General features: G+C 54.9%; 17 protein-coding genes and 1 tRNA gene. 11 read left to right on the top strand and 7 right to left on the bottom strand.

The annotated features are described in order from the left end of the window. Positions 1-228: 228 nt before the first annotated feature. Genes ACR0NN_RS06780 through ACR0NN_RS06765 form a run of 4 tightly spaced genes read left to right on the top strand, consistent with a single transcriptional unit; the run spans position 229 to position 6,476 of the window. Positions 229-3,324 (top strand): ABC transporter transmembrane domain-containing protein, encoded by a 3,096-nt coding sequence (locus ACR0NN_RS06780; protein WP_170723381.1) that lies wholly within the window; start codon positions 229-231, stop codon positions 3,322-3,324. After that, positions 3,314-4,213 (top strand): type II CAAX endopeptidase family protein, encoded by a 900-nt coding sequence (locus ACR0NN_RS06775; RefSeq protein WP_170723380.1) that lies wholly within the window; start codon positions 3,314-3,316, stop codon positions 4,211-4,213. The genes ACR0NN_RS06780 and ACR0NN_RS06775 overlap by 11 nt, the downstream gene beginning before the upstream one ends. A gap of 59 nt (positions 4,214-4,272) precedes the next feature. Next, positions 4,273-5,205, top strand: a complete 933-nt coding sequence (gene accD / locus ACR0NN_RS06770; RefSeq protein WP_170685703.1) for an acetyl-CoA carboxylase, carboxyltransferase subunit beta — start codon at positions 4,273-4,275, stop codon at positions 5,203-5,205. After that, positions 5,202-6,476, top strand: coding sequence for a bifunctional folylpolyglutamate synthase/dihydrofolate synthase (locus tag ACR0NN_RS06765; RefSeq protein WP_170723379.1), 1,275 nt, complete (start codon positions 5,202-5,204; stop codon positions 6,474-6,476). The genes accD and ACR0NN_RS06765 overlap by 4 nt, the downstream gene beginning before the upstream one ends. Positions 6,477-6,543: 67 nt before the next feature. Here the strand turns inward: ACR0NN_RS06765 and zapE are convergent, their stop codons facing one another. Next, entirely contained in the window at positions 6,544-7,602 is a 1,059-nt protein-coding gene (zapE, locus tag ACR0NN_RS06760; protein WP_170723378.1) for a cell division protein ZapE, read from the bottom strand. 147 nt (positions 7,603-7,749) lie between these two features. On the opposite strand from zapE, the gene ACR0NN_RS06755 reads away from it, so the two are divergent. After that, positions 7,750-8,991 carry an MFS transporter gene (locus tag ACR0NN_RS06755; RefSeq protein ID WP_170723377.1) on the top strand — a complete coding sequence of 414 codons (1,242 nt, stop codon included), beginning with the start codon at positions 7,750-7,752 and terminating at the stop codon, positions 8,989-8,991. 1 nt (position 8,992) lies between these two features. Here the strand turns inward: ACR0NN_RS06755 and ACR0NN_RS06750 are convergent, their stop codons facing one another. The 5 genes from ACR0NN_RS06750 to ACR0NN_RS06730 form a co-directional block, all read right to left on the bottom strand. Next, positions 8,993-9,613: an HAD family hydrolase gene (locus ACR0NN_RS06750; protein ID WP_170723376.1), complete on the bottom strand. Its 621-nt coding sequence runs from the start codon at positions 9,611-9,613 to the stop codon at positions 8,993-8,995. A gap of 129 nt (positions 9,614-9,742) precedes the next feature. After that, positions 9,743-10,198, bottom strand: a complete 456-nt coding sequence (locus tag ACR0NN_RS06745; protein ID WP_170685698.1) for a YaiI/YqxD family protein — start codon at positions 10,196-10,198, stop codon at positions 9,743-9,745. Further along, positions 10,195-11,655 (bottom strand): Si-specific NAD(P)(+) transhydrogenase, encoded by a 1,461-nt coding sequence (gene sthA / locus ACR0NN_RS06740; protein WP_170685697.1) that lies wholly within the window; start codon positions 11,653-11,655, stop codon positions 10,195-10,197. The genes ACR0NN_RS06745 and sthA overlap by 4 nt, the downstream gene beginning before the upstream one ends. 3 nt (positions 11,656-11,658) lie before the next feature. After that, positions 11,659-12,492: an S-formylglutathione hydrolase gene (gene fghA, locus ACR0NN_RS06735; RefSeq protein WP_170723375.1), complete on the bottom strand. Its 834-nt coding sequence runs from the start codon at positions 12,490-12,492 to the stop codon at positions 11,659-11,661. A gap of 103 nt (positions 12,493-12,595) precedes the next feature. Next, a complete protein-coding gene (locus ACR0NN_RS06730) occupies positions 12,596-13,525 on the bottom strand; it encodes an AEC family transporter (protein WP_170723374.1) in 930 nt (309 codons plus the stop codon). 159 nt (positions 13,526-13,684) lie between these two features. Between ACR0NN_RS06730 and ACR0NN_RS06725 the strand changes: the two genes are divergently transcribed. Then, positions 13,685-14,302, top strand: coding sequence for a TetR/AcrR family transcriptional regulator (locus tag ACR0NN_RS06725; RefSeq protein ID WP_170685694.1), 618 nt, complete (start codon positions 13,685-13,687; stop codon positions 14,300-14,302). A gap of 41 nt (positions 14,303-14,343) precedes the next feature. Here ACR0NN_RS06725 and ACR0NN_RS06720 read toward each other — a convergent pair. Then, positions 14,344-14,428, bottom strand: a tRNA-Leu gene (locus ACR0NN_RS06720). Between the two features lie 768 nt (positions 14,429-15,196). Here ACR0NN_RS06720 and ACR0NN_RS06715 point away from each other — a divergent pair. From ACR0NN_RS06715 to ACR0NN_RS06695, 5 genes are read left to right on the top strand one after another with little or no spacing between them, the layout of a single operon-like run. Continuing rightward, positions 15,197-15,610, top strand: a complete 414-nt coding sequence (locus ACR0NN_RS06715; protein WP_170685678.1) for a hypothetical protein — start codon at positions 15,197-15,199, stop codon at positions 15,608-15,610. Between the two features lie 2 nt (positions 15,611-15,612). Continuing rightward, positions 15,613-17,613, top strand: coding sequence for a dynamin family protein (locus ACR0NN_RS06710; protein WP_170723373.1), 2,001 nt, complete (start codon positions 15,613-15,615; stop codon positions 17,611-17,613). A gap of 8 nt (positions 17,614-17,621) precedes the next feature. Then, positions 17,622-19,271 carry a dynamin family protein gene (locus ACR0NN_RS06705; RefSeq protein ID WP_170723372.1) on the top strand — a complete coding sequence of 550 codons (1,650 nt, stop codon included), beginning with the start codon at positions 17,622-17,624 and terminating at the stop codon, positions 19,269-19,271. A gap of 26 nt (positions 19,272-19,297) precedes the next feature. Next, complete coding sequence (locus tag ACR0NN_RS06700; protein ID WP_170723371.1) at positions 19,298-19,699, top strand: hypothetical protein; 402 nt, start codon at positions 19,298-19,300, stop codon at positions 19,697-19,699. Positions 19,700-19,721: 22 nt separating this feature from the next. After that, complete coding sequence (locus ACR0NN_RS06695; protein WP_170723370.1) at positions 19,722-20,585, top strand: hypothetical protein; 864 nt, start codon at positions 19,722-19,724, stop codon at positions 20,583-20,585. Positions 20,586-20,601: the final 16 nt, after the last annotated feature.

Raw genomic sequence — 20,601 nt, 5'->3', positions numbered from 1 at the left:
ATCTTTCAAGACTGCCCCTCTTTAGTCAAAGTCGGGGCAGGGGACAAATCACTCGTACCTGAATAGCGGATATTTCTTCTCGATTCATAAATGTGATCTTGTGTATGACTGGTTTCTGCTTTGCTAGCGGCCGCCATTCTTGCAATAGGGCGTGCTGAGGCTTACCGTCAGCGCTCTGGCAATCAGCAGTTGTCTCAATATCATACAGGTTCATTACGAGGCAGGGGAATGGAACCCACCCTATTTTCGTTCATTTGGAAGCATTCGAAGAAACAGCAGTTGGTTCTGCTGTTGCTGACCGTATTTTCCTTTCCATTCCTTTACGCTTCGCTGGAGCTGCCAAAGCAGATAATCAATGACGCGATCGGTGCACCGGCTGACACTGTGACGGTGTTCGGAATTACTGTGAGTCAGATTCAGTACCTTCTGATTCTCTGTTTCGCGTTCTTGGCGACTGTCATTGCCAGCGGTTTGATGAAGATGCGTATCAATACTATGAAAGGTGTCTTGGCCGAGCGGATGCTGCGCCGGCTGCGCTTTACCCTGATCAGCCGTTCGATGCGCTTTCCGAAATCGTACTTTGCTGCCACCAGTCAGGGTGAGCTTGTTTCGATGATCACATCCGAGGCCGAGCCAATGGGCGGTCTGATGGGTGATGCCATCGCACAGCCGGTGTTTCAGTTCGGTCAGATGATGACGATTGTTACCTTTTTGTTCATGCAAAGCGTGTGGTTCGGTCTGGCCAGTATTGCGCTGATCCCTTTGCAGGCATGGCTAATCCCCAAACTGCAGCGCCAGATCAACCTGTTGAACAAAGATCGTATTCAGGAAGTCCGTCGGCTGAGCTCGGAAATCGGCGAAAGCGCAGCCGGGATCAGCGATCTGCGTACCAATGGCGGGTGGCGTTATCGTCTGGCGCAATTCAGCCATCGCCTGGGAACCTTGTTCGAGATCCGTTTCAAGATCTACAACAAGAAGTTTTTTATGAAGTTCCTCAACAATCTGATCACTCAGATGACACCATTCCTGTTTTATTCAGTGGGTGGCTATCTTGCGATCACCGGCGAGGTAACTGTCGGTGCGCTGGTGGCGGCGCTGGGGGCTTACAAGGATCTTAGCGGCCCGTGGAAGGATCTTTTGACATATTACAACCAGGTGCAAGATATGTCGCTGCGTTGGGAGATCGTGACCGAACGGTTTGCCCCGTCAGACATGATACCTGAACACCTGTTCGAAGGTGTCCCTAAAAGCATCCCGCATCTGACAGGCGATATCGAGCTGCGCAACGTGACGGTTCGTGACGATGATGGCAAAACCATACTCGAAGACATTGACCTGACAATCCCCCAAGGTGCACGGGTCGCCATTCAGTCAAAACACGCATCCGAGCGCAGCGCGCTCGCACAACTGTTGACGCGCGAAGTGTTGCCGGTTCAAGGCGACGTATTGATGGCTGGCCACAATCTGAACGATTTGCATCAAGCTGTGATCGCCGCGCGGATTGGCTATGCCTATTCGCGGCCCTATCTGTTTGACGGCACACTAGGGGACAACCTTTTGATGCCATTGCGCACGCATCCGCAGCACGAGGTTGAGGCGCTGCGGGTTCCAACACGTCGCCAGATCGAAGCCGTTCGCGCGGGTAATCCCCCTGATTCCTTGTCAGATGAATGGATTGACCCAAGTTTGGCTGGCCTCGACGACATCGAGGATATTCGCGACTGGTGGTTCCAACTTGTCGAAGCCATGGGCATTGATGAGTTCATGTTCCGTCGCACCTTGCGATCGCAGTTCGACCCCGAAGTGCACCCGGTTTTGGCGCAAGAAATCGTCAATCTCAGAGATACGGTCGCAACACGTCTGCAAGAGCGGGGATTGGATCAATATGTCTATCGGTTCGATCCGGATCAGTTCAACCCGGCAGTACCTCTGGGAGGCAACCTGCTGTTCGCGTCTCCGACCCATGACATTGCGCCCGATATCCTCGCCGGGGATGGGCGGTTCCTATCACTGCTGAAGGCCAATGATTTGGATGACGATGCGCTTGGCATCGCAGAGGCTGTGTTGGAAACGCTGAACCAGACCTTTGGCCGGGATGGGGCGGACCACCCGCTGTTCCTGCGGCTCGGCATGTCGAAGGATATGTATCATCGCCTCCTCGATATCGAGGAGCGTCGCAAAACCAAGGGCGATGATTCAATTGGTGATCAGGAACGCGCGCTGCTGTTGACCGTCCCATTCATGCTGACAGCCGAACAAATCGGCGCCAGCTTCCCGGAAGAGTACAAGGACAAGATCCTCTCGATTCGCCGCAGTCAGGCCGACAGGCTAAGGGGCGCAATGGGATCGATGTTCGTACCCGTGTCACCGGACGTCTACGTTCCGCGCCTTACAGCAATGGAGAATGCTCTTTATGGCCGGGTATCGATCATGGCGGGGGCTCATGCGGAAGCAATCGAAGATCTTGTGGCCGAAGTCCTGAACGAAGCCGGGCTGCGCCGTAGGGCGGCAGCAATTATCTATGACCTTCCTTCCGGTTTGGGCGGCAACAACCTGCCAACAGTGTTCCAGGAGCGTGCGGCTTTCTCGCGCGCCGGGATCAAGCGCCCTGACATCCTGATCCTCGACAAGGCATTGGCCAGCCACGATTCCGAAAGCAGATTGCGTACCCGCCTAAAACTGCGCGAGTTGTTGCCGGATTCGATCATGATCTTCATGGAAGATCACTTTGCCCATCCCGAAGCCTATGATCTGTTTGTCGAAATCAAGGACGGTCGCATTGATGGAGTTTCGCGCGTGTCTTCCGAAGTCGAGGACGAAGGTCCTGACGATCTGAGTAGAAAGCTCAAGATCATCTCATCGAACGAGCTATTTTCGCGGGTGGACGGCCGCAACCAACGTCTTCTGGCGTTCTCAGCGCAATGGTACGAGGCGGCAGCCGGGCAAACCATTTTCGCGCGCGGACAAGCGCCGGATGCGGCGTATCTATGTATTTCAGGTCAGGCCAGTCTAAACTGGATGGATGAACATGGCGAAATGCGTTCGATCTCGACGGTCGAACCTGGTCGGCTGATCGGGGATCTTGCGATTATCACCAATGAACCTCGGCAATTGGACCTGGTGGCTCTTTCGGATTGTTCATTCTTGCGGATTGGTGCGGAAGAGCTTCGTGCTGTCATCGAAAGTGACGCAGGCGTTGCCGTGCGGCTTCTTGAAACAGTCGCAGGCTATTTGACCACCGTGTCCGAGCGTTTGCGTGACCGCAGCACTCCGATCGGAGAGGATATGCCTGCCATCGGTGCCGAGCACGGCGATGAACGTTGAGCAAAGGCGAAGCGCCTATGAGAGCCATCGACGGCTAATTGGCGACGCTCGTCGATATCCCCAGATTTGGCGGCTGCTTGCAGGTCTCGCGGTGGTTGCGGTGGTCGTGGTCGTGCTCAATGCGGCACTGTTCGCCATTGTCGCCAATATCAGCACACCGGGGTCAGCGGCCGCGTTTCTAACGGGTTCGTCACCTACAGCACTTCTCGTCGTTCTCTCCAGCTTTGTATTTGCCACTCTTGGTGTGAAGCTGGGTGCAAGACTGTTTCAGCATCGATCACTTGTCTCGATACTCGGAGAACAATCTTTAACGATAAGGCAGTTTTGGCAGGTCCTTCGGGCATTGGTTTTTCTAAGCGCCGTCATATTCGTGCTGCCGCCTTATGATCTGGGCGCCCCATTGGTTGCAAACCTGGCTTTAACTACATGGCTGCTCTTGCTGCCGTTATCTGCCTTTGCAGTTCTGGTTCAAACAAGTGCCGAGGAAATTCTGTTTCGAGGCTACATGCAACAAAGCCTTGCCGCGCGATTCAGATCTCCATTGATTTGGATGGGGCTGCCTTCGATTTTGTTTGCTGCAGGGCATTATAGCCCTGGCACAGTCGGCGACAATGCAACGCTGATTGCTATTTGGGCGCTGGCCTTCGGGCTTTTCACAGCTGATATCACGGCGAGGGCAGGGACTCTGGGACCGGCTATCGCTTTGCATTTTTTTAATAATTTTGCGGCGCTGCTTGTCATTTCCTTGCCCGACAGTCTGAGCGGTCTGGCGCTATATCATCTGCCTTATGACGCGTCGGATGCCGATGCCCTAAGACCCTGGTTGCTTGTTGACTTTGCGCTGATGATCGTCGCATGGCTGACGGCGCGATTGGTCCTTAGGCGCTGATTGCATTTCCCTGCATTGCGTCTTATTTGACGTCAACGCCGCATTATCAAGGTTCCGATATGAACTGGATCACAAACTACGTCCGCCCCCGGATCAACTCGATCTTCTCGCGCCGCGAAGTGCCCGAAAATCTTTGGCACAAGTGTGATGAGTGCGGAACCATGCTGTTCCACCGCGAACTTGCAGAGAACCAGAATGTCTGCACCCAGTGTGGCCATCACATGGCGATCACGCCGCGTGACAGGTTCACGCATCTGTTTGACGGCGGCATATTCTCAGAAGTTGATGTTCCGGCCCCCAAAGATGATCCTCTGCAGTTTCGGGACCAGAAAAAATACCCCGACCGCATGAAAGCAGCCCAGAAAAAGACCGGCGAGCAAGAAGCAATGTTGGTCGCTGTTGGTGAGATCGGGCGCACCCCGATTGTCGCGGCCGCTCAGGATTTTTCGTTCATGGGCGGGTCGATGGGCATGTATGTGGGCAATGCGATCATTGCCGCTGCGCAAGAGGCGGTGAAGCTGAAACGCCCGCTCGTCCTATTCTCGGCCGCTGGTGGTGCACGAATGCAGGAAGGCATTCTGAGCCTGATGCAGATGCCCCGGACGACTGTTGCAGTTGAAATGCTTAAAGAGGCAAACCTGCCCTACATCGTCGTGCTGACCCATCCGACCACCGGCGGCGTGACCGCATCGTATGCCATGTTGGGGGACGTCCACATTTCTGAACCCAATGCTTTGATCTGTTTTGCCGGTCCCCGCGTGATCGAACAGACCATTCGCGAAAAATTGCCTGAGGGCTTCCAGCGTGCCGAGTATCTCTTGGATCACGGCATGCTCGACCGCGTGACCAAGCGTACTGAGATGCGAGAAGAGTTGATCACCATCACCCGGATGCTGATGAACCAACCACCTGCGGTCAAAGGCGATCTGCCTGCGCCTAAACCGGAAGAAGGCACCAAAGAAACGCCCGCCGAGGGCGCGGTCGAAAAATGACCACTCAAACTTCGGATGTCATCCTTGATCGGATGATGGCGTTACACCCCAAGATCATTGATCTGACCTTGGATCGGGTGTGGCGTTTGCTGGCGGCATTGGACAATCCACAGACCAAATTGCCTCCGGTCATTCATATTGCTGGAACCAATGGCAAAGGGTCGACTCAAGCCATGATCCGGGCAGGCTTAGAGGGGGCAGGGCGCTCGGTCCATGCTTACACCTCGCCCCATCTCGCGCGGTTTCACGAACGGATTCGACTGGGCGGCGAGTTGATTTCCGAGCCAGACCTGACCGCCGTGCTGGATGAGTGCTACGCCGCCAACGGTGGTGAGAACATCACATATTTCGAGATCACAACCTGCGCCGCTTTGCTCGCATTCTCACGCGTAAAGGCTGACTATACTTTGCTCGAAGTCGGCTTGGGTGGACGTCTGGACGCCACCAATGTGATTGAGCAGCCTGAATTGACGGTGATCACCCCGGTATCGATCGACCATGAACAATTTCTTGGCAACACCTTGGGAAAGATAGCCGCTGAAAAAGCCGGGATCATCAAGCCGGGTGTTCCTTGTATTGTTGGCCCTCAACAGGACGAAGCGCTAGAGGTTATTGAATATACCGCTGCCCGTCTGGGTGCACCGCTGATGGTCCACGGGCAGCACTGGCATGTGCATACGGAAAACGGACGACTGGTTTATCAGGACGAAACCGGTTTGCGCGATCTGTCGATGCCAAATCTTTTGGGGGCTCATCAGATTGAAAACGCAGGTGCTGCCTTGGCCGTGTTACGCCACCTGCAAATGGGCGATGACGCGTATGAGGCCGCGGTTACCAAAGCGGAATGGCCCGCGCGTATGCAACGGCTCAAAACCGGCCCTCTGGTTGAACAGGCCCCGCAGGCTGAACTCTGGCTGGATGGCGGTCACAATGCTGCGGCAGGAATCGCGCTGGCGGATGTGTTGGCCTCATTGCCAGAGCGGCCTACGCATATGATTTGCGGGATGTTGAATACCAAAGACATCACCGGCTATCTCGCACCACTGGCTCAAAAGGCCGACAGTCTTACGGCTGTTTCGATCCCTGGTGAGCAGAACACGCTGAGCGCCGACGAAACTGCCACAGCCGCTGCCAAGGTGAACCTAGCTGCGACGACAGCCGACAGTGTCGCAGAGGCACTGGCAGTGATCACCGCACAGACACCGGACGCGCGGGTTTTGATATGCGGATCGCTTTATCTCGCGGGAAATATCCTCCGAGAAAACGCCTGATTCTTCATCTGGCCAAAAATATCCCGGGGGAGGCCAGCCCGATCAGGGCTGGACGGGGGCAGAGCCCCTACGTGCCCCAATCCTTGTCCTGCATCTCGCGCAGCCTTGAAGCTGTACGCTCGAATTCAAACGTGCCTTCCCCTTCGACATACAGCATTTCTGGTTCGGCGGCGGCAGAACATATCAGCCGCACCTTGGCCTCATAGAGCGCATCAATAAGGGTAACAAAGCGCTTGGCTTCATTGAAGTTGTTACGTGACAGACGTGGGATATCCTCAAACACAAGCACCTTCAGTGCGTCTGCGATAGCCAGATAGTCCCCGGGCCCCAGCATCCGCCCACACAGATCGTAAAATGACGCCCGCGCTACGCCATTGCGAAAGGCGGGCAGCACAACTTCGCGGCCTTTGACCTGCAAGGCCAGCGGTTCGGCTGGCCCACCAGATAGATCAGTCCAAACGGTGCGGATTTTCTCGCGGGCTTCGGGTCCGATCGGGGAGAAATACACCGGCGAGCCTTCAAGCCGATTCTGCCGATAATCCGTGGGCGACACCAGTTCCCACACCTCAAGATGCTCTTTGATGTGCTGGATGAAGGGCAGAAAAAGCTGCCGGTTCAGCCCGTCTTTGTACAGATCATCAGGGTGCCGGTTCGAAGTCGTCACGACAACAACCCCACCCTGATGCAGTAGGTCAAACAGCCGGCCTACGATCATTGCGTCTGTGATGTCGGTGATCTGCATCTCGTCAAAGGCCAGCACACGTACAGACTTGATGACAGCCTCTGCTACTGGTGCCAGTGCATCTTCGACGCCATCCTCTCGTGCTTTGTGTAGCCCTGTGTGTATTTCCTGCATGAACGCGTGGAAATGGACTCGGCGTGCAGGGATATCGCCCAGCGTCTCAACAAACATGTCCATCAGCATCGACTTGCCACGCCCAACGCCCCCCCAAAGATACAAGCCTTTGGGCGGTGGTGGCGCCTTGCGGAAGAACCCGCGCTTTACCGGTTCTGCCAGTGCTGCGCGAATTCGATCAAACCGCGGCAGGACAGCCTCTTGCGCATCGTCCCGGGTCAATGTCCCGTCGGCGATAAGATCTTCATAATGCGAAATCAAATCCGTCATAGTTTGAGCCATACCGCCCGGCTCGTAGGTTGAAAAGAAACCTTTTTTACTGACACATCAATTTTGCTGAACTGGTATCGCAAAACTCCTGAATTGACGCACGGTGGCGTGCCGGTAAATCTTCCAATACCAATTACCGGAGCCTTGATGCCCCAAACCACTCGCCTGTTGAACCCGATCCTAATCGTCGGCTGCATTGTTATCACCGTCAGCTTTGCGGTGCGCGCGTCGTTTGGCGTGTTTCAGATCCCCATCGCGGACGAGTTCGGATGGTTGCGAACAGAATTCTCAATGGCGATTGCCGTTCAGAATTTAGCGTGGGGAATCGGGCAACCGATATTCGGAGCCATCGCAGAAAAGATAGGGGACCGTCGGGCCATTATTCTAGGTGCGCTGACCTATACGGCGGGCATAGTCCTGTCAGCTTGGTCCGTCACACCCTTTGAGCATCAGATGTATGCGTGGCTTGTGGGGTTCGGGATCGCCGGAACAGGTTTTGGTGTTGTTCTAGCGGTTGTTGGTCGCGCGTCGACCGATGCGAACCGATCTATGTCATTGGCGGTTGTGACGGCGGCGGGCAGTTTTGGTCAAGTTATAGGCGCGCCCACGGCCGAATGGTTGTTGACATTTCTGCCCTGGCAGCAGGTTTTCCTTGTCTTCGCAGTGGCCATTCTTGCGCTGATACTAACCATGCCTTTCATGCGCGCGCCTCATCCAGCCAGCAAGGTGGCGCTTGAAGAAAGCATGGCGCAAATTCTGGCCAAAGCGTTACGCGATCCCTCTTATTCTCTGATTGCGATTGGCTTCTTCAGCTGCGGTTATCAGTTGGGATTTATCACCGCCCACTTCCCGGCCTTCGTCACTGAAATGTGTGGCCCAATCCAGCCCGGGGGCCTGCTGTATTCCATGGGTATCACGACAACATCGGCCCTAGGCGCTATTGCTATTTCATTGATCGGGTTGGCCAATATTGGCGGAACGCTTCTGGCGGGCTGGGCAGGAAACTACTTTCCAAAGAAATATCTGCTTGCAGCGGTATATACGGGCCGGACACTTGCCGCAGCGGCCTTTATCGTGATCCCGATCACACCCTTGTCCGTTATTGCATTCTCACTGGTGATGGGCTCACTTTGGCTGGCGACTATTCCTCTGACCTCAGGTCTGGTCGCGCATCTTTATGGTGTCCGGTACATGGGCACGCTGTACGGGATCGTCTTCCTCAGCCATCAAATCGGCAGTTTCATGGGGATCTGGCTGGGCGGACGTATGTACGATCAATTTGGTGATTATACCATGGTGTGGTGGATCGGTGTCGCTATCGGAGCTTTCAGCGCCATCATTCATCTTCCCATCCGCGAAAACCGTGCGCCGACTGGCGCAGCGGCCTGAACTAAGTGGCCTCTTCTCTGGTCAACAGCCCCTCTGACACCAACCGATCGGCCCAGCCCTCGGGGTCGGTGAAATGATGGGTTTGCCATCCGCGCGCCTGAGCCGCCTCAAGGTTTTCGATCCTGTCATCAGCAAATAGCAAGGCGGTTGGATCGATGCCGCAATCGGCTTCGACCATTTCATAAATTGGCGCATGCGGCTTCACCGCTTTCATCCGGCCCGAGACATAGACGCGATCAAATTCGTTCAAAAACGGATAGACAGTGGTCGCATAGTCGAAATTCTGTACCCCAAAATTGGTCAAGGCAAAAACCGGAACCTTGTTAACGCGGAGCGCACGCAACAGTCGCGCTGAATGCGGGATTTCGGGCGCAGCTAGCTCAATCCAATTGTCATGCCACATTCGGATTTCATCACGCCACTCTGGGTATTTCTCGGCCCATTCGTAAATTGTATCCGTGAAATGATGTCCCTGATCCACCAGATCATTCATCCCATGCAGGTCGACCTCGGCAAACATGGCGCGGCGACGATCCTCTCCGATCACGCGATCATAATAACGCTCGGGTTGCCATTCGATCAGTACGTTTCCGATATCAAATACAACAGCTTCGATGGCCATGCTTATGTTCCAATTTTCATCATTCAACGCCGAATGAACCAAGTGCTTGCAAGAGATGCAAGCGCCAACCGCAGCGCGGTACGCGCTGCCCGGCCCAACGGGAAGATGCGCATCTGACAGGCGGGAGCACTACCCGCGCAAAGCTGCACGTATTTCCCGTTCCAGAGCGTCCAGAAATCGCGACCGGTCTGCTTTGGAAAATGGCTTGCCGCCACCGCCGGATCCAAGCGGGTTTGCGGCGCGAAGGTCAGCCATCAGATCGCGCATGGCCAGTTGTTGGCCAATATTGGCTGCGGTGAAAGCCTCGCCATTAGGGCGCAACACGCGTGCTTTGGCCTCAACACACTTGGCGGCCAGCGGGATGTCAGACGTTACGACAATATCACCGGTGCCACAGCGTTCGGCGATCCATTTGTCGGCCTCATCCGCTCCGGCGGCAACGATCACCACTTGCACCAATGGGTTGGCCGAGGGCCGCAATCCTCCATTCGAGACCAGAACCATCGGCACTTTGTGCCGCATCGCGACCCGTTCGGCTTCGGTTTTTACCGGACAGGCGTCACCATCGATGTAAAGCGTCGTCACGCCTCTTTGGCCTTTGCGGTAGGTTTGGCCTTTGGTGCCGATTTTCGGACCTTGAATTCGTCGGGGATGGGCATCCGGTTAAACGCGTCCAGCCCCGCGATTTTGTAGGCTTCTGCCAAGGTGGGATAGTTGAACGTGTTTTGCACGAAATAATCCACCGTACCTTTCAGGTTCAGCACCGCTTGTGCAATGTGGATCAACTCGGTTGCTCCTTCGCCGACAATCTGCACCCCCAGAACCCGGCGGGTCTTGAGCGAGAACAGCATTTTCAGCATGCCATGTTCGAGCCCCATGATGTGCCCACGCGAGGTTTCGCGGAATCTAGCCACGCCGACCTCATAGGGGATACCACGCTCTTGCAGCTCTTCCTCGGACATACCGCAGGTCGAAATTTCGGGAACCGAGTAAATTCCATACGGATACCAGGGGCTTTCCGGCAAGGTTGGCGTCTCAAGCGCGTGGCAGGCCGCGACCCGTCCTTGTTGCAATGACGTGGAGGCCAGCGACGGATGCCCGATGACATCCCCCGTTGCATAGATATGTGGCACCGAGGTTTGATAGGTCTTGCGGTCGACACTGATCCGGTTGCGGTGGTCTGTTTCAATACCAACCGCGTCAAGATTAAGGGCTGAAGTTGCGCCCATGCGTCCAGCCGCAAACAACAGCATCTCAGCCCGCACATGACGTCCATTGTCCAGCGTCACCTCGACATGGCCGCCTGCATCTTCGATCCTCTCGACGGCCGATCCCAATCGTAGATCGACGCCATTTTCCCGGATCTGATGCGTGAAGTCATGGATCAGTGTCTTGTCGATAAAATCCAGAAACGTCTCGCGCGGCTCGATCAGCGTGACCCGCACGTCAAGCGCCGAGAACATGGTGGCATATTCAACACCGATCACCCCTGCACCGATCACGCAAAGCGAACGCGGGATTTCCTCCATTTCAAGAAAGTCATCCCCATCGACAACGGTTTTGCCGTTGAATGGCACGTAATCAGGTCGATAGGTCTTGGTGCCTGTCGCAATCAGGAATTTGGCTGCCGTCAGGCGCGTGGTTTCGCCTGCATCGGTCGCAACCTCTACCTCGTGCGGCCCTGTGAACGTTGCGAGCCCGTTCAGCGTTTCAACATGGTTGCGGTTGAACTGATGTTCCAACACATCGACCTCGTGATCGAGTGTCATGTGCAGTCGCGCCTTCAGATCCTCGGCCCGAATCTGATCTTTGACCCGGTAGGAACGCCCATAAAAACTGCGCTCGCGCCAGCCCGACAGGTTCAGCACGGTCTCGCGCAAAGTTTTTGAGGGGATCGTGCCAGTATGGACCGAGACGCCGCCAAAACGGTCTTTGCGGTCAATCACCAGTACTCGGCGCTGTAGTTTTCCGGCCTGTATTGCCGCCGCACGCCCTGAAGGACCCGAGCCGATGATGATCAGGTCATAGTCATATTTGCTCATGCATCAATCCCCGTACAGCGCTTCGGCATGGAACGAGATGTGATCTTCCATGAACGTGGACACGAAATAGTATGAGTGATCATAGACGGGCTGTAGGCGATAGGTTGCCTGCTGACGACGTTCGGCTATGGCCTGTGCCAGCGCCTCGGGGCGCAGCAAATCCATGAACTGGTCGTGTGCACCGGTGTCGATCAGCACAGGGCCATCGAATCCCGCGCTTTTCATCATCGCGGACGCATCATGTTTCGCCCATACCGCTTCATCGTCGCCGAGATAGGCGCTGAGTTGTTTGCGGCCCCAATCAGCCCCCATCGGGTTCGAGATCGGCGAAAAGGCCGATACTGACCGGTAGCGCCCAGGCAGGTTCATCGCCAGTGTCAATGCGCCGTGTCCGCCCATCGAATGCCCGGTGATCGCCTGACGGTCTGCATCGATTGCAAAATTCTCAGCCAACAGCGCGGGTAATTCCTCGGCAACATAGTCCCACATGTTGAAATGAGGGGCCCAAGGCTCCTGTGTAGCATTTACATAGAACCCAGCGCCTTGACCAAGGTCGTAATCTTCGTGATCGGGCACACCTTCGCCACGCGGCGATGTGTCGGGAAACACCAGCGCGATACCTTGCTCGGCCGCCCAGCCTTGCGCCCCGGCTTTGGTCATTGCGTTTTCATGGGTGCAGGTCAAACCAGATAGATACCAAAGAACTGGAACGGGGCCGTCCTTGGCCTCGGCCGGAAGGAAAAGGCCAAATGTCATGTCACATTTGCAAGCCGAGGACGCATGGCGGTAGACGCCTTGCACACCACCAAAACAGGCATTTTCCGAAAGGGTTTCCATCGCGCTGATCCTCACGTTGTGTCTGCGCCATGGCTAACGTCCGGCAGCGTCGGCGTAAAGTGCGGGCATCACCGGTATGCGCAATTTTCCAAGAGGATGAGGATCAAAATTCGCTGAACCAGCCGATCACAAACGGAACAGTCAAAATGCTGACCATAGTTGAGAACAATATAGCGGCGGATGCACGTTGTGCCGCCACGCCATAATGAGCAGCCAGAATATAAACATTCCCCGCCACCGGAAGTGACGCCGCCGCAATTGCGACCATCGCCGGGAACGCGCTGACCGGGATTAGCCAAATCACCGCAAGAGCCACGAAGAGTGGATGCAGAACCAGTTTGCAAAAGCTTAGCCAGCCCGCAATTTGAATCCGTTCAGCTGATTTGTCCGCCAGTGAAGCGCCAATCGCAAACAGTGCTCCTGGCGTAGCAGCGCCGCCCAGTATGGTCAGAAAATCATTCAACGGGGCGGGGACGGGCACCTCTAACGCCGACCAGATCAAGCCAGCAGATATTGAAAGGATCATCGGGTTTTTCAGCAAGCCAATGCCGATCAAGCGCATAGTTCCAAAACTAAGACGACCGTCCCTGCCTCCGTTTATCAAGATCACGATCAACGATGAGAACACGACCAGATCAACAGTCAGAACCAGCATAACTGGGCCTATGGCAGCTTCGGTGAACAGAAGCGCAAGCATGGGCAGGCCCAGAAATCCAACATTTCCGATGGCTGCACACTGGGCCTCGACCGCAGCGGTGGGGACATCCAGCCCACGCAAGTAGGCAACTATCGTTGCAATGGCATAAACACCTGCTGTGCCGATCAAGTACCCGATCACCAAGCGACCGTTGAAGATTTCGGCAAAAGGCAAAGTGGCCGCAAAGCGAAACAACATCGCCGATAAGGCAAAGAAAAACACAAATTTGGTAAGATATGCTGTCGCTTCGGGTGGAAAAAAGCGACTGCGCCCAGCCCAGTAGCCCAGGCCGATGATTGCAAAAAAAGGTAGGGTGCGCAGAAATATCTCGACCATGACAATGTGTTAGCACGGATGCTGAGGGTCTCAAGGCCATTGTCTCGCATCGCGCAATTGCAGCCGCAACATTGTGATAAAAACTTGATGGGGGCGAAAAGCGTTGAAACTGAACCGAACGGTTTATAGTGTTGCAGGATATCACTTTCAGGAGACATCATGACCCAAGCCGCCACCATTCTGCGTACTGGCCGGAAATTTGACCAGGTCTTGCGCGGGGCTCGAGAAGTGTTCATGGCGGACGGGTTTGAAGGCGCAAGCGTCGACGATATTGCGCGCGCTGCGGGTGTCTCGAAAGCGACGCTGTACAGCTATTTTCCTGATAAGCGCCTGCTATTTACCGAGGTTGCGCAAACCGAGTGTCGACTGATGTCCGAGCGCGTCCTCGCGATGATCGACGAGACCAAACCAGTGCGTGAGGTCCTGACCATTGCCGCCACGCAGCTTACCGCCTTTCTCGTCTCGGATTTTGCGCAGCAGGTTTTCCGCATCTGCGTGGCCGAGCGCGACAGGTTCCCGGAGCTCGGTCGCGCATTTTACGATGCAGGACCTCAGAACGGGCAGCGCCAGATGGCGGAATACCTGAGCAAGGCCGTCGCCAAAGGAGAGTTGGCGGTAGAAGACGTAAACATTGCAGCCGAGCAATTCTCTGAGTTGTGCAAAGTCAGGCTCTGGGTTCGTGCTGCGTTTGGTATCCAGAATAACTTTAGTCAGCAAGAAATCGATGAGGTCGCATTACAGGCCGTCGACATGTTCATGGCCCGCTATGGCGTGTAAACAACAACGCCAATAGCCAACCTCGATCTACAATAAGGTATTGGTGCGGGTGGAGGGACTTGAACCCCCACGCCTTGCGGCGCCAGAACCTAAATCTGGTGCGTCTACCAATTTCGCCACACCCGCAGTCAGATGCCGAAGCATCACGACGACGCGCTGAATAGCAAAGCTTTTGAGCGAGTGCGAGAGGTAAAATTGCCAAAAATAGAAGAATATTGCCCCGAAAAAGGAAACAATCGCGCGCTGCTTTGAGGCGCTCAGTTTCCTGTTGCTCTCAACACGATCCAGCCATGCTTAGACGGCGATGAGCCTGATGACCTTGAAGAATGTGAGTCTGGTGGGGGCGAAGCGGATTATTTTGCCTAGCTGATGAACTTTTCACGCATCAAATTTTAACCCGTTATTTGTTTCCAAATAGGGAACATTGAATCTGCGTTAGGTCATGTGATTTAACTCTCATACGTTGAGTAGTCGAATCCTGTGAGTATACCAAAGTGTTTTTGCTGAACTATTTGTTCGTGCCGGGCGCGTGGCTCAGAATGGCTCTTCGCCAATTCGTTCTAAGCCAAGTTTATCGACATTATACATAAAATACAAAGGTATAGATCAAGTTTGCGAAGGCGATCGCGAAGTCATTCGTCTCGCGATTCGAAAAAGTTTTGGCCTGCCTGTATTCATTGAAAGCTCAAACGCGTAAGTGGATTTCTATCTAGGGTTGAGGCTTTTCCATGGGGCCGCACCATAATTGCGCCACAATTCAAACGTCAAAATATCCTATTCGCGTCAAAATAACACCGCGGTAATCGTAATTGATTGGGCGCAGGAGTTAATGAGTCTTTTTGCCTTCGGGCACCGTGCGAGTTTCTGCTCAACTCCAGAACAAGGGTCTCTATCGTGACCAACCAGATCAAATCCGCTGCTTCCGAGCAAGACGCTGTCAGTCTTGCCCGCGAGAGCTTTATTGGCGAACTGAAAACCTTGAACCGTCAGCATCCTGGCACGGGTTTCGGCGTCGCACTCAGAACACACTCGGGCAATCGTTACTTGCTGGCCAACGCTCGCATGCCGCTGCCTGCCAACAAATCCGAAGATTTCCCGACCGGTCGACGCGTGGCCTGTCTGGAGAACGGTGAAGGCTTCAGCTCGATCGAAGTGCTGGCTGACTCCTTTGCGTATGAATCGATCTCTCCAAGAACCGAGGCTGCGATTCTCGGTAATGCGTTGGACCTGATCGCACGAATCGACACGCTTGCGTGCCTGCCTGACGGGGCAGGGGACCACATCGCTGCAACTGGTACCGGAGGCTGACCATGGCGCGTAACGACCACCTTCTGTCTGTAGGAAACGAGGCTCTGTCCGAAATGACAGAGGCCATGACCTCGCTGACGACGCAGATCGACCAATTGACAGAGGTGGCGGATGCGCGTTCTTCCGCTCGGCTTGCTGCGCTTAAGACCAAAATGGAACACTTCACCGCCAGCGTCACGCTGGTCGGGCAGGTGAAGGCGGGCAAATCATCGATTGTGAACATTTTGTCAGGGCGACCGAACCTGTTGCCCTCGGATGTAAACCCGTGGACATCTGTGGTGACCACGCTGAATATCAATACAAGGACCGAGGGCGATACCAGGTCCAAGTTCACGTTCTTTGAGCAAGAAGAATGGGACAACCTTATGGTTGGTGGCGGCCGTCTGGGTGAGTTGGCCAACCGCGCAGGCGCTGATGATGAAATGGATGATATTCGTCGTCAGATCGGAGAAATGAAGGCCAAATCCGAAGAAAGGCTTGGTAAACATTTTGATCTGATCCTCGGACAAAGCCATCAGTATGATTACTTCGACGATGAACTGATTCAGCGGTATGTCTGCCTCGGGGATGAGGACGATCCGGATATCGACCCCAAAACTGGTCGGTTTGCAGACGTCACGAAGTCTGCCGAGCTTTATATGGATATCCCGCAATATCCAATCTCGCTTAAACTCTGCGATACGCCGGGTGTGAACGATACCTTTATGGTTCGCGAACAGATTACCCTGCGCAGCCTGCGAGGGTCAGAGGTGTGCGTTGTCGTATTGGCCGCCAGCCAGGCGCTGACCACTATGGATATGGCGCTGATGCGGATCATCGCGCAGTTCGAAAACCGTCAGATAATCCTGTTCGTGAACCGCATTGATGAGCTGTCTGATCCGGTCACTCAAGTGCCTGAGATCCGCGACCGAATTCAGGATACGCTGAAGCAGAACAACATCGACACAAATACAAGCGTCGTGTTTGGCAGTGCGCTATGGGCCGAGGCCGCATTGACCGGAAATCCGGATATTCTGACCGAAGATTCGCGCGAAGCTCTGAATACGTTCTACCTCGCTGCCGGGTTTGGCGATCAGGCTGCGTCGCTGGACAAAATTTGGGCGCTGTCGGGCCTACCAGATTTGTTGCTTGCCATGAATGAGCGGATCGCTGAGGGTGCGGGAACGCGCTTGCTGGATCGTGTCCGCCATCGTGCACGCAACATAGCCAGCCAGATTAGGGCGACGGCAGTGGCCAAGACGCTCTCAAACTCGGACGGCATTGTTCGGGATCTGGATGGTGCCTCACCAGAAGAGGCAATCGCCAAGGTTTCGTCAGAATACGAAAAGAAAGTCTCGGAGCTGACAACCAAGCTGCGTGACAAAGTATTGGAGCGACTGACATCCGCCGAGGCCAATTTCGTCAAACGCGCGACGGATTCGCTGATTTCACACTTGGAACAAAATGGCGAGCAGGGAACTTGGCAATATGATCCGGCTGGCCTGCGTACTTTGCAAAAGGCGGCTTACTTTAGCTTTGCGCGATCCATGCGAAAGGATGCCGGCGCACTTTATTCGACTGCGGCTGCGGATGTTGAGGCGCTGTACCAGAAACTGTTGGGCAATCATCTGGGTGAATTCAGTATCGAAGCGCCTATCGTGCCGCGTGTCCCGCCTCCACTGGGTATCGGGCGCACCATCGCGCTTGATCTGCAAAGTACTTGGTGGCGTCGTTGGTGGCAACGTCGCAAGGGGTTTGAAGCCTATGCCGCAGACTACACACGTCTGATCGCGTCCGAGGCAAACTCGATCACCAAGGACATTGAGGAAAATCAGATCGCCGCAGTCTTAGAGAATGTGCGCGCCGCGCTGACCGACTTTATGGCCGAACAGAAAGATACTTTGCTCAGCATCTCGCAGTCGCCCGACAGGGCAGCAGCACAGCTGAGCGAGCAAAAGCCACAGAAATCGCGTGATGATATTCTGGGCGACATCCTGAAAGACCTTAGTAACGAAGCAGCATAAGAAGAGTTATGGTAAAAGAATCACAAACCCGCTTCGTCTCTCCCAAGGCCTGGAACCGCATCGAGCAGTGGTCCCGCCGCAAACCTGTGTTTGCGCTTATGGGGGAATTCAGTGCAGGCAAATCGACGTTGATGAACTTCCTGCTGCGCAAGCAGGCTCTGCCGACACAGGTCACCGCAACCCAGTTGCCGCCGATATGGTTCAGCTGGGGCAATCGGCCCGCCTATGTCAAACGCCATGATGGGAGTACCCAGAACATCGAGTTGGATCAGCTTGAACAGGTTGGCGTCAATGACGCTCAATTCGTTCGCATCTTTCTTCAGGCCGATATTCTGGAAGCAGTCGACCTGATTGATACGCCAGGTATTTCGGACCCGAAGATCTCGACAGATGTTTGGCAACGTGCTGTCGGTCAGGCCAATGGTGTTTTGTGGTGCACCCACTCGACACAAGCCTGGCGCGAGACGGAACGTGCGACCTGGGTTTCGCTCCCTGAACGGTTGCAGCACAAGTCGCTGTTGCTGGTGACCCGGGCGGATGCCTTGAGCCACAAAGACCGCCAGAAGGTATTGCGACGCGTGAACCGCGAGGCGGGTCATTTGTTCAATCGCACAATCCTATTTTCGGCGCGCGATGCCATTTTGGCCCGTGACAAAACTGGTGATGCTGAACTTTGGTCACGCAGTGGCGGCGGCAAGATGGTCGATAGCTTCCTTGAGATCACCGAGCAGATAATGGACAGCCGTGCAGAAATGCTGGCACGCTATCAGATCGATAAATCCATGTCTGATGCACCCAAAGTGCAACCATCGCGGCCGGATAAAACAAACGGCGACGCTTCGTTGAAGCTTGTCACACCGACCGAGGATGACTCTACGCCCGAGAACGAAGTGATTACAAGTTTTCCGGTTCGCCCTGCTCGTGTAGAGCGCCGGTCTGAGGAAACCGAACACGCACGGATAAATGCAGAAGAAGCTGAACGGATGCGCGCTGAAATGGCGACCGAAGCGGAACCTGCTGACGAGGATTTGCGCGCCTTGTTCTCGGATCAACCAGAAAATCCGCTGGATCTGAACCTGCTGGCGAATCCCGTCACCGACGTGGATGAGTTTGCCTTTATGGATGACGATGACGAAGATGATGCTGACGACGCTGAATTGATCGTCATCGGAGAAGAAGAAGCACCGGAGGCTGTAGAATCTGCGGAAGCTGAGGCAGAGACACCGACAGAGGCCGAAGAAAGCTCGGACATAGAGGTTTCTGTCTCGTCAATTACCGCTCTGTTGACAGAACAATCAGAAAGCTCTGCCGAAGAATACGAACCGGAGCCGGATTCAAATTCGTTGGAGCCAAGCCGCGTCGTGTCGTTGACCGGTGAGCTGTCTGGCGAAGATATTGATGGAACAACTGATGACAAGGCGGAAGCTGCAGAGGATCAGCCCATTGAATCGCCTCTCAGTGCAGCGGCAATGTGGGGCGAAATCGTCGCGCATCAAGACCTTCCCGATGATGCGAAGGGTCTCAAAAGCGCCTTTGCAGCGTTCTTAACCGAGTTCGATCAGATAGCGCTGGAACATGACGCCAAAAGAAACCAAGTGATGCCGCGCGCGGTGCCCGAAGCTCGTAAAAACGGCGGAGCGGAATGGCATGCGATCTAGGTTAAATCGCAGAGGTGGGCATCTGAATGTCGCTTGAATCTGCTCTGGCTTCTGCCATCGAGACAATACCCGACTGCATCGCAGCCGGGTATATCGACATGGAAACAGGCATGTTGTTGGGGATCGACGCCTCAGATCAGGACAGCGCAGATGCGCTTGAAAATCTTGCGCTTGCGGTCGCCAATTTGTTCAAAGGTCGAGGGACGAAAGGGATCGAAAACCTTCTGCGCTCGGCAAATATAGACGATACGGACCATCCGGGATTTGGGGAAATCGCGGTGTTTTCAAATGATCGTCTGCACATCTTTCTCAGGACGAAGGAATATCCTGATCACGTGGTGTGCTACATTTGCCGAGACAGTGCCAATATCGGGCTGGCACTTACGAAGTCACATCTCAGCCTCGGGCCGGTAGCGGCCGCAGTTTAGACGGGACCAGAGGGGGTCACGCATGATGGATAGTGAAATACTGGACATGCTCGAAGGGATCGGGCGGTCTTCGGTCGCGCGATTGTCGCCTGCGGTTCACCTGACTGGGAACAGCGCGCAGCTACGTCGGGATGAAGTTCTTGGCGCCATCAGAGGGACAATCTTGCCACGCCGCCTTGAATTTACGGCGTCAGACGGCGCGGTGTTGGCCATCGAAGTTAACAGCTCTCGGATTACGGATGTTTTTCGCTGTGTATCGGGCCCGTTACCGGATTTTGAAACCGAAGCACGCGAGAACTTGACCGAACGGCTGGCCCAGTTGGTATCCGACATCGCGACGGCCCCCGGTCCGTTGGAGTTGGTATCCTTACGACCCGATATAACGCTTGAAGCGGATGATGTGGGCATCACGTTTTCCGAAGTCGATGCGGCCTGCGCCCGGATTGAGTTGCCAGATGAACCGCGCATGTCCATTGTCCCCGACCCTACCCCAGAACCTGAATCCCAGCCTGCGGCTGCATCTCAGGATTCGGATGGCGTTGCCAGACAATTCTATGAAGGCTCGGGCCGATTTGCGCTGGGGCGTGTATTGGTAGGGGCAACCGAAGACGCAGCTGAAATGGACGGGCTTTGCGCACAGGGTCAGCCATTGCACCCAGACAGGGATCTACTGGACCGGCTCACCCGGGATCTGTCTGGTTGGCAAGCTGATGGTTCCGATGCTTTGTCTGTGCCACAACTGATCGTCATGCGCCCCACGGGCGGGCAAGGGGCCGGTATCGCCATTTTGCGCGACGGTCAGGAAACCGCGGCAGCCGTTCATGACGCCCGCAAACTGGGCGCTGTTGTTAACCTGCTGAAAACCTTGAAAAGCGCCGCTGAATAACCGCTTTCCTGCCAAA

Source organism: Ruegeria sp. BA2 (assembly GCF_056539605.1).
The sequence above is the reverse complement of the archived record's forward strand: the minus strand, read 5'-3'. Positions and strand labels throughout refer to the sequence as shown.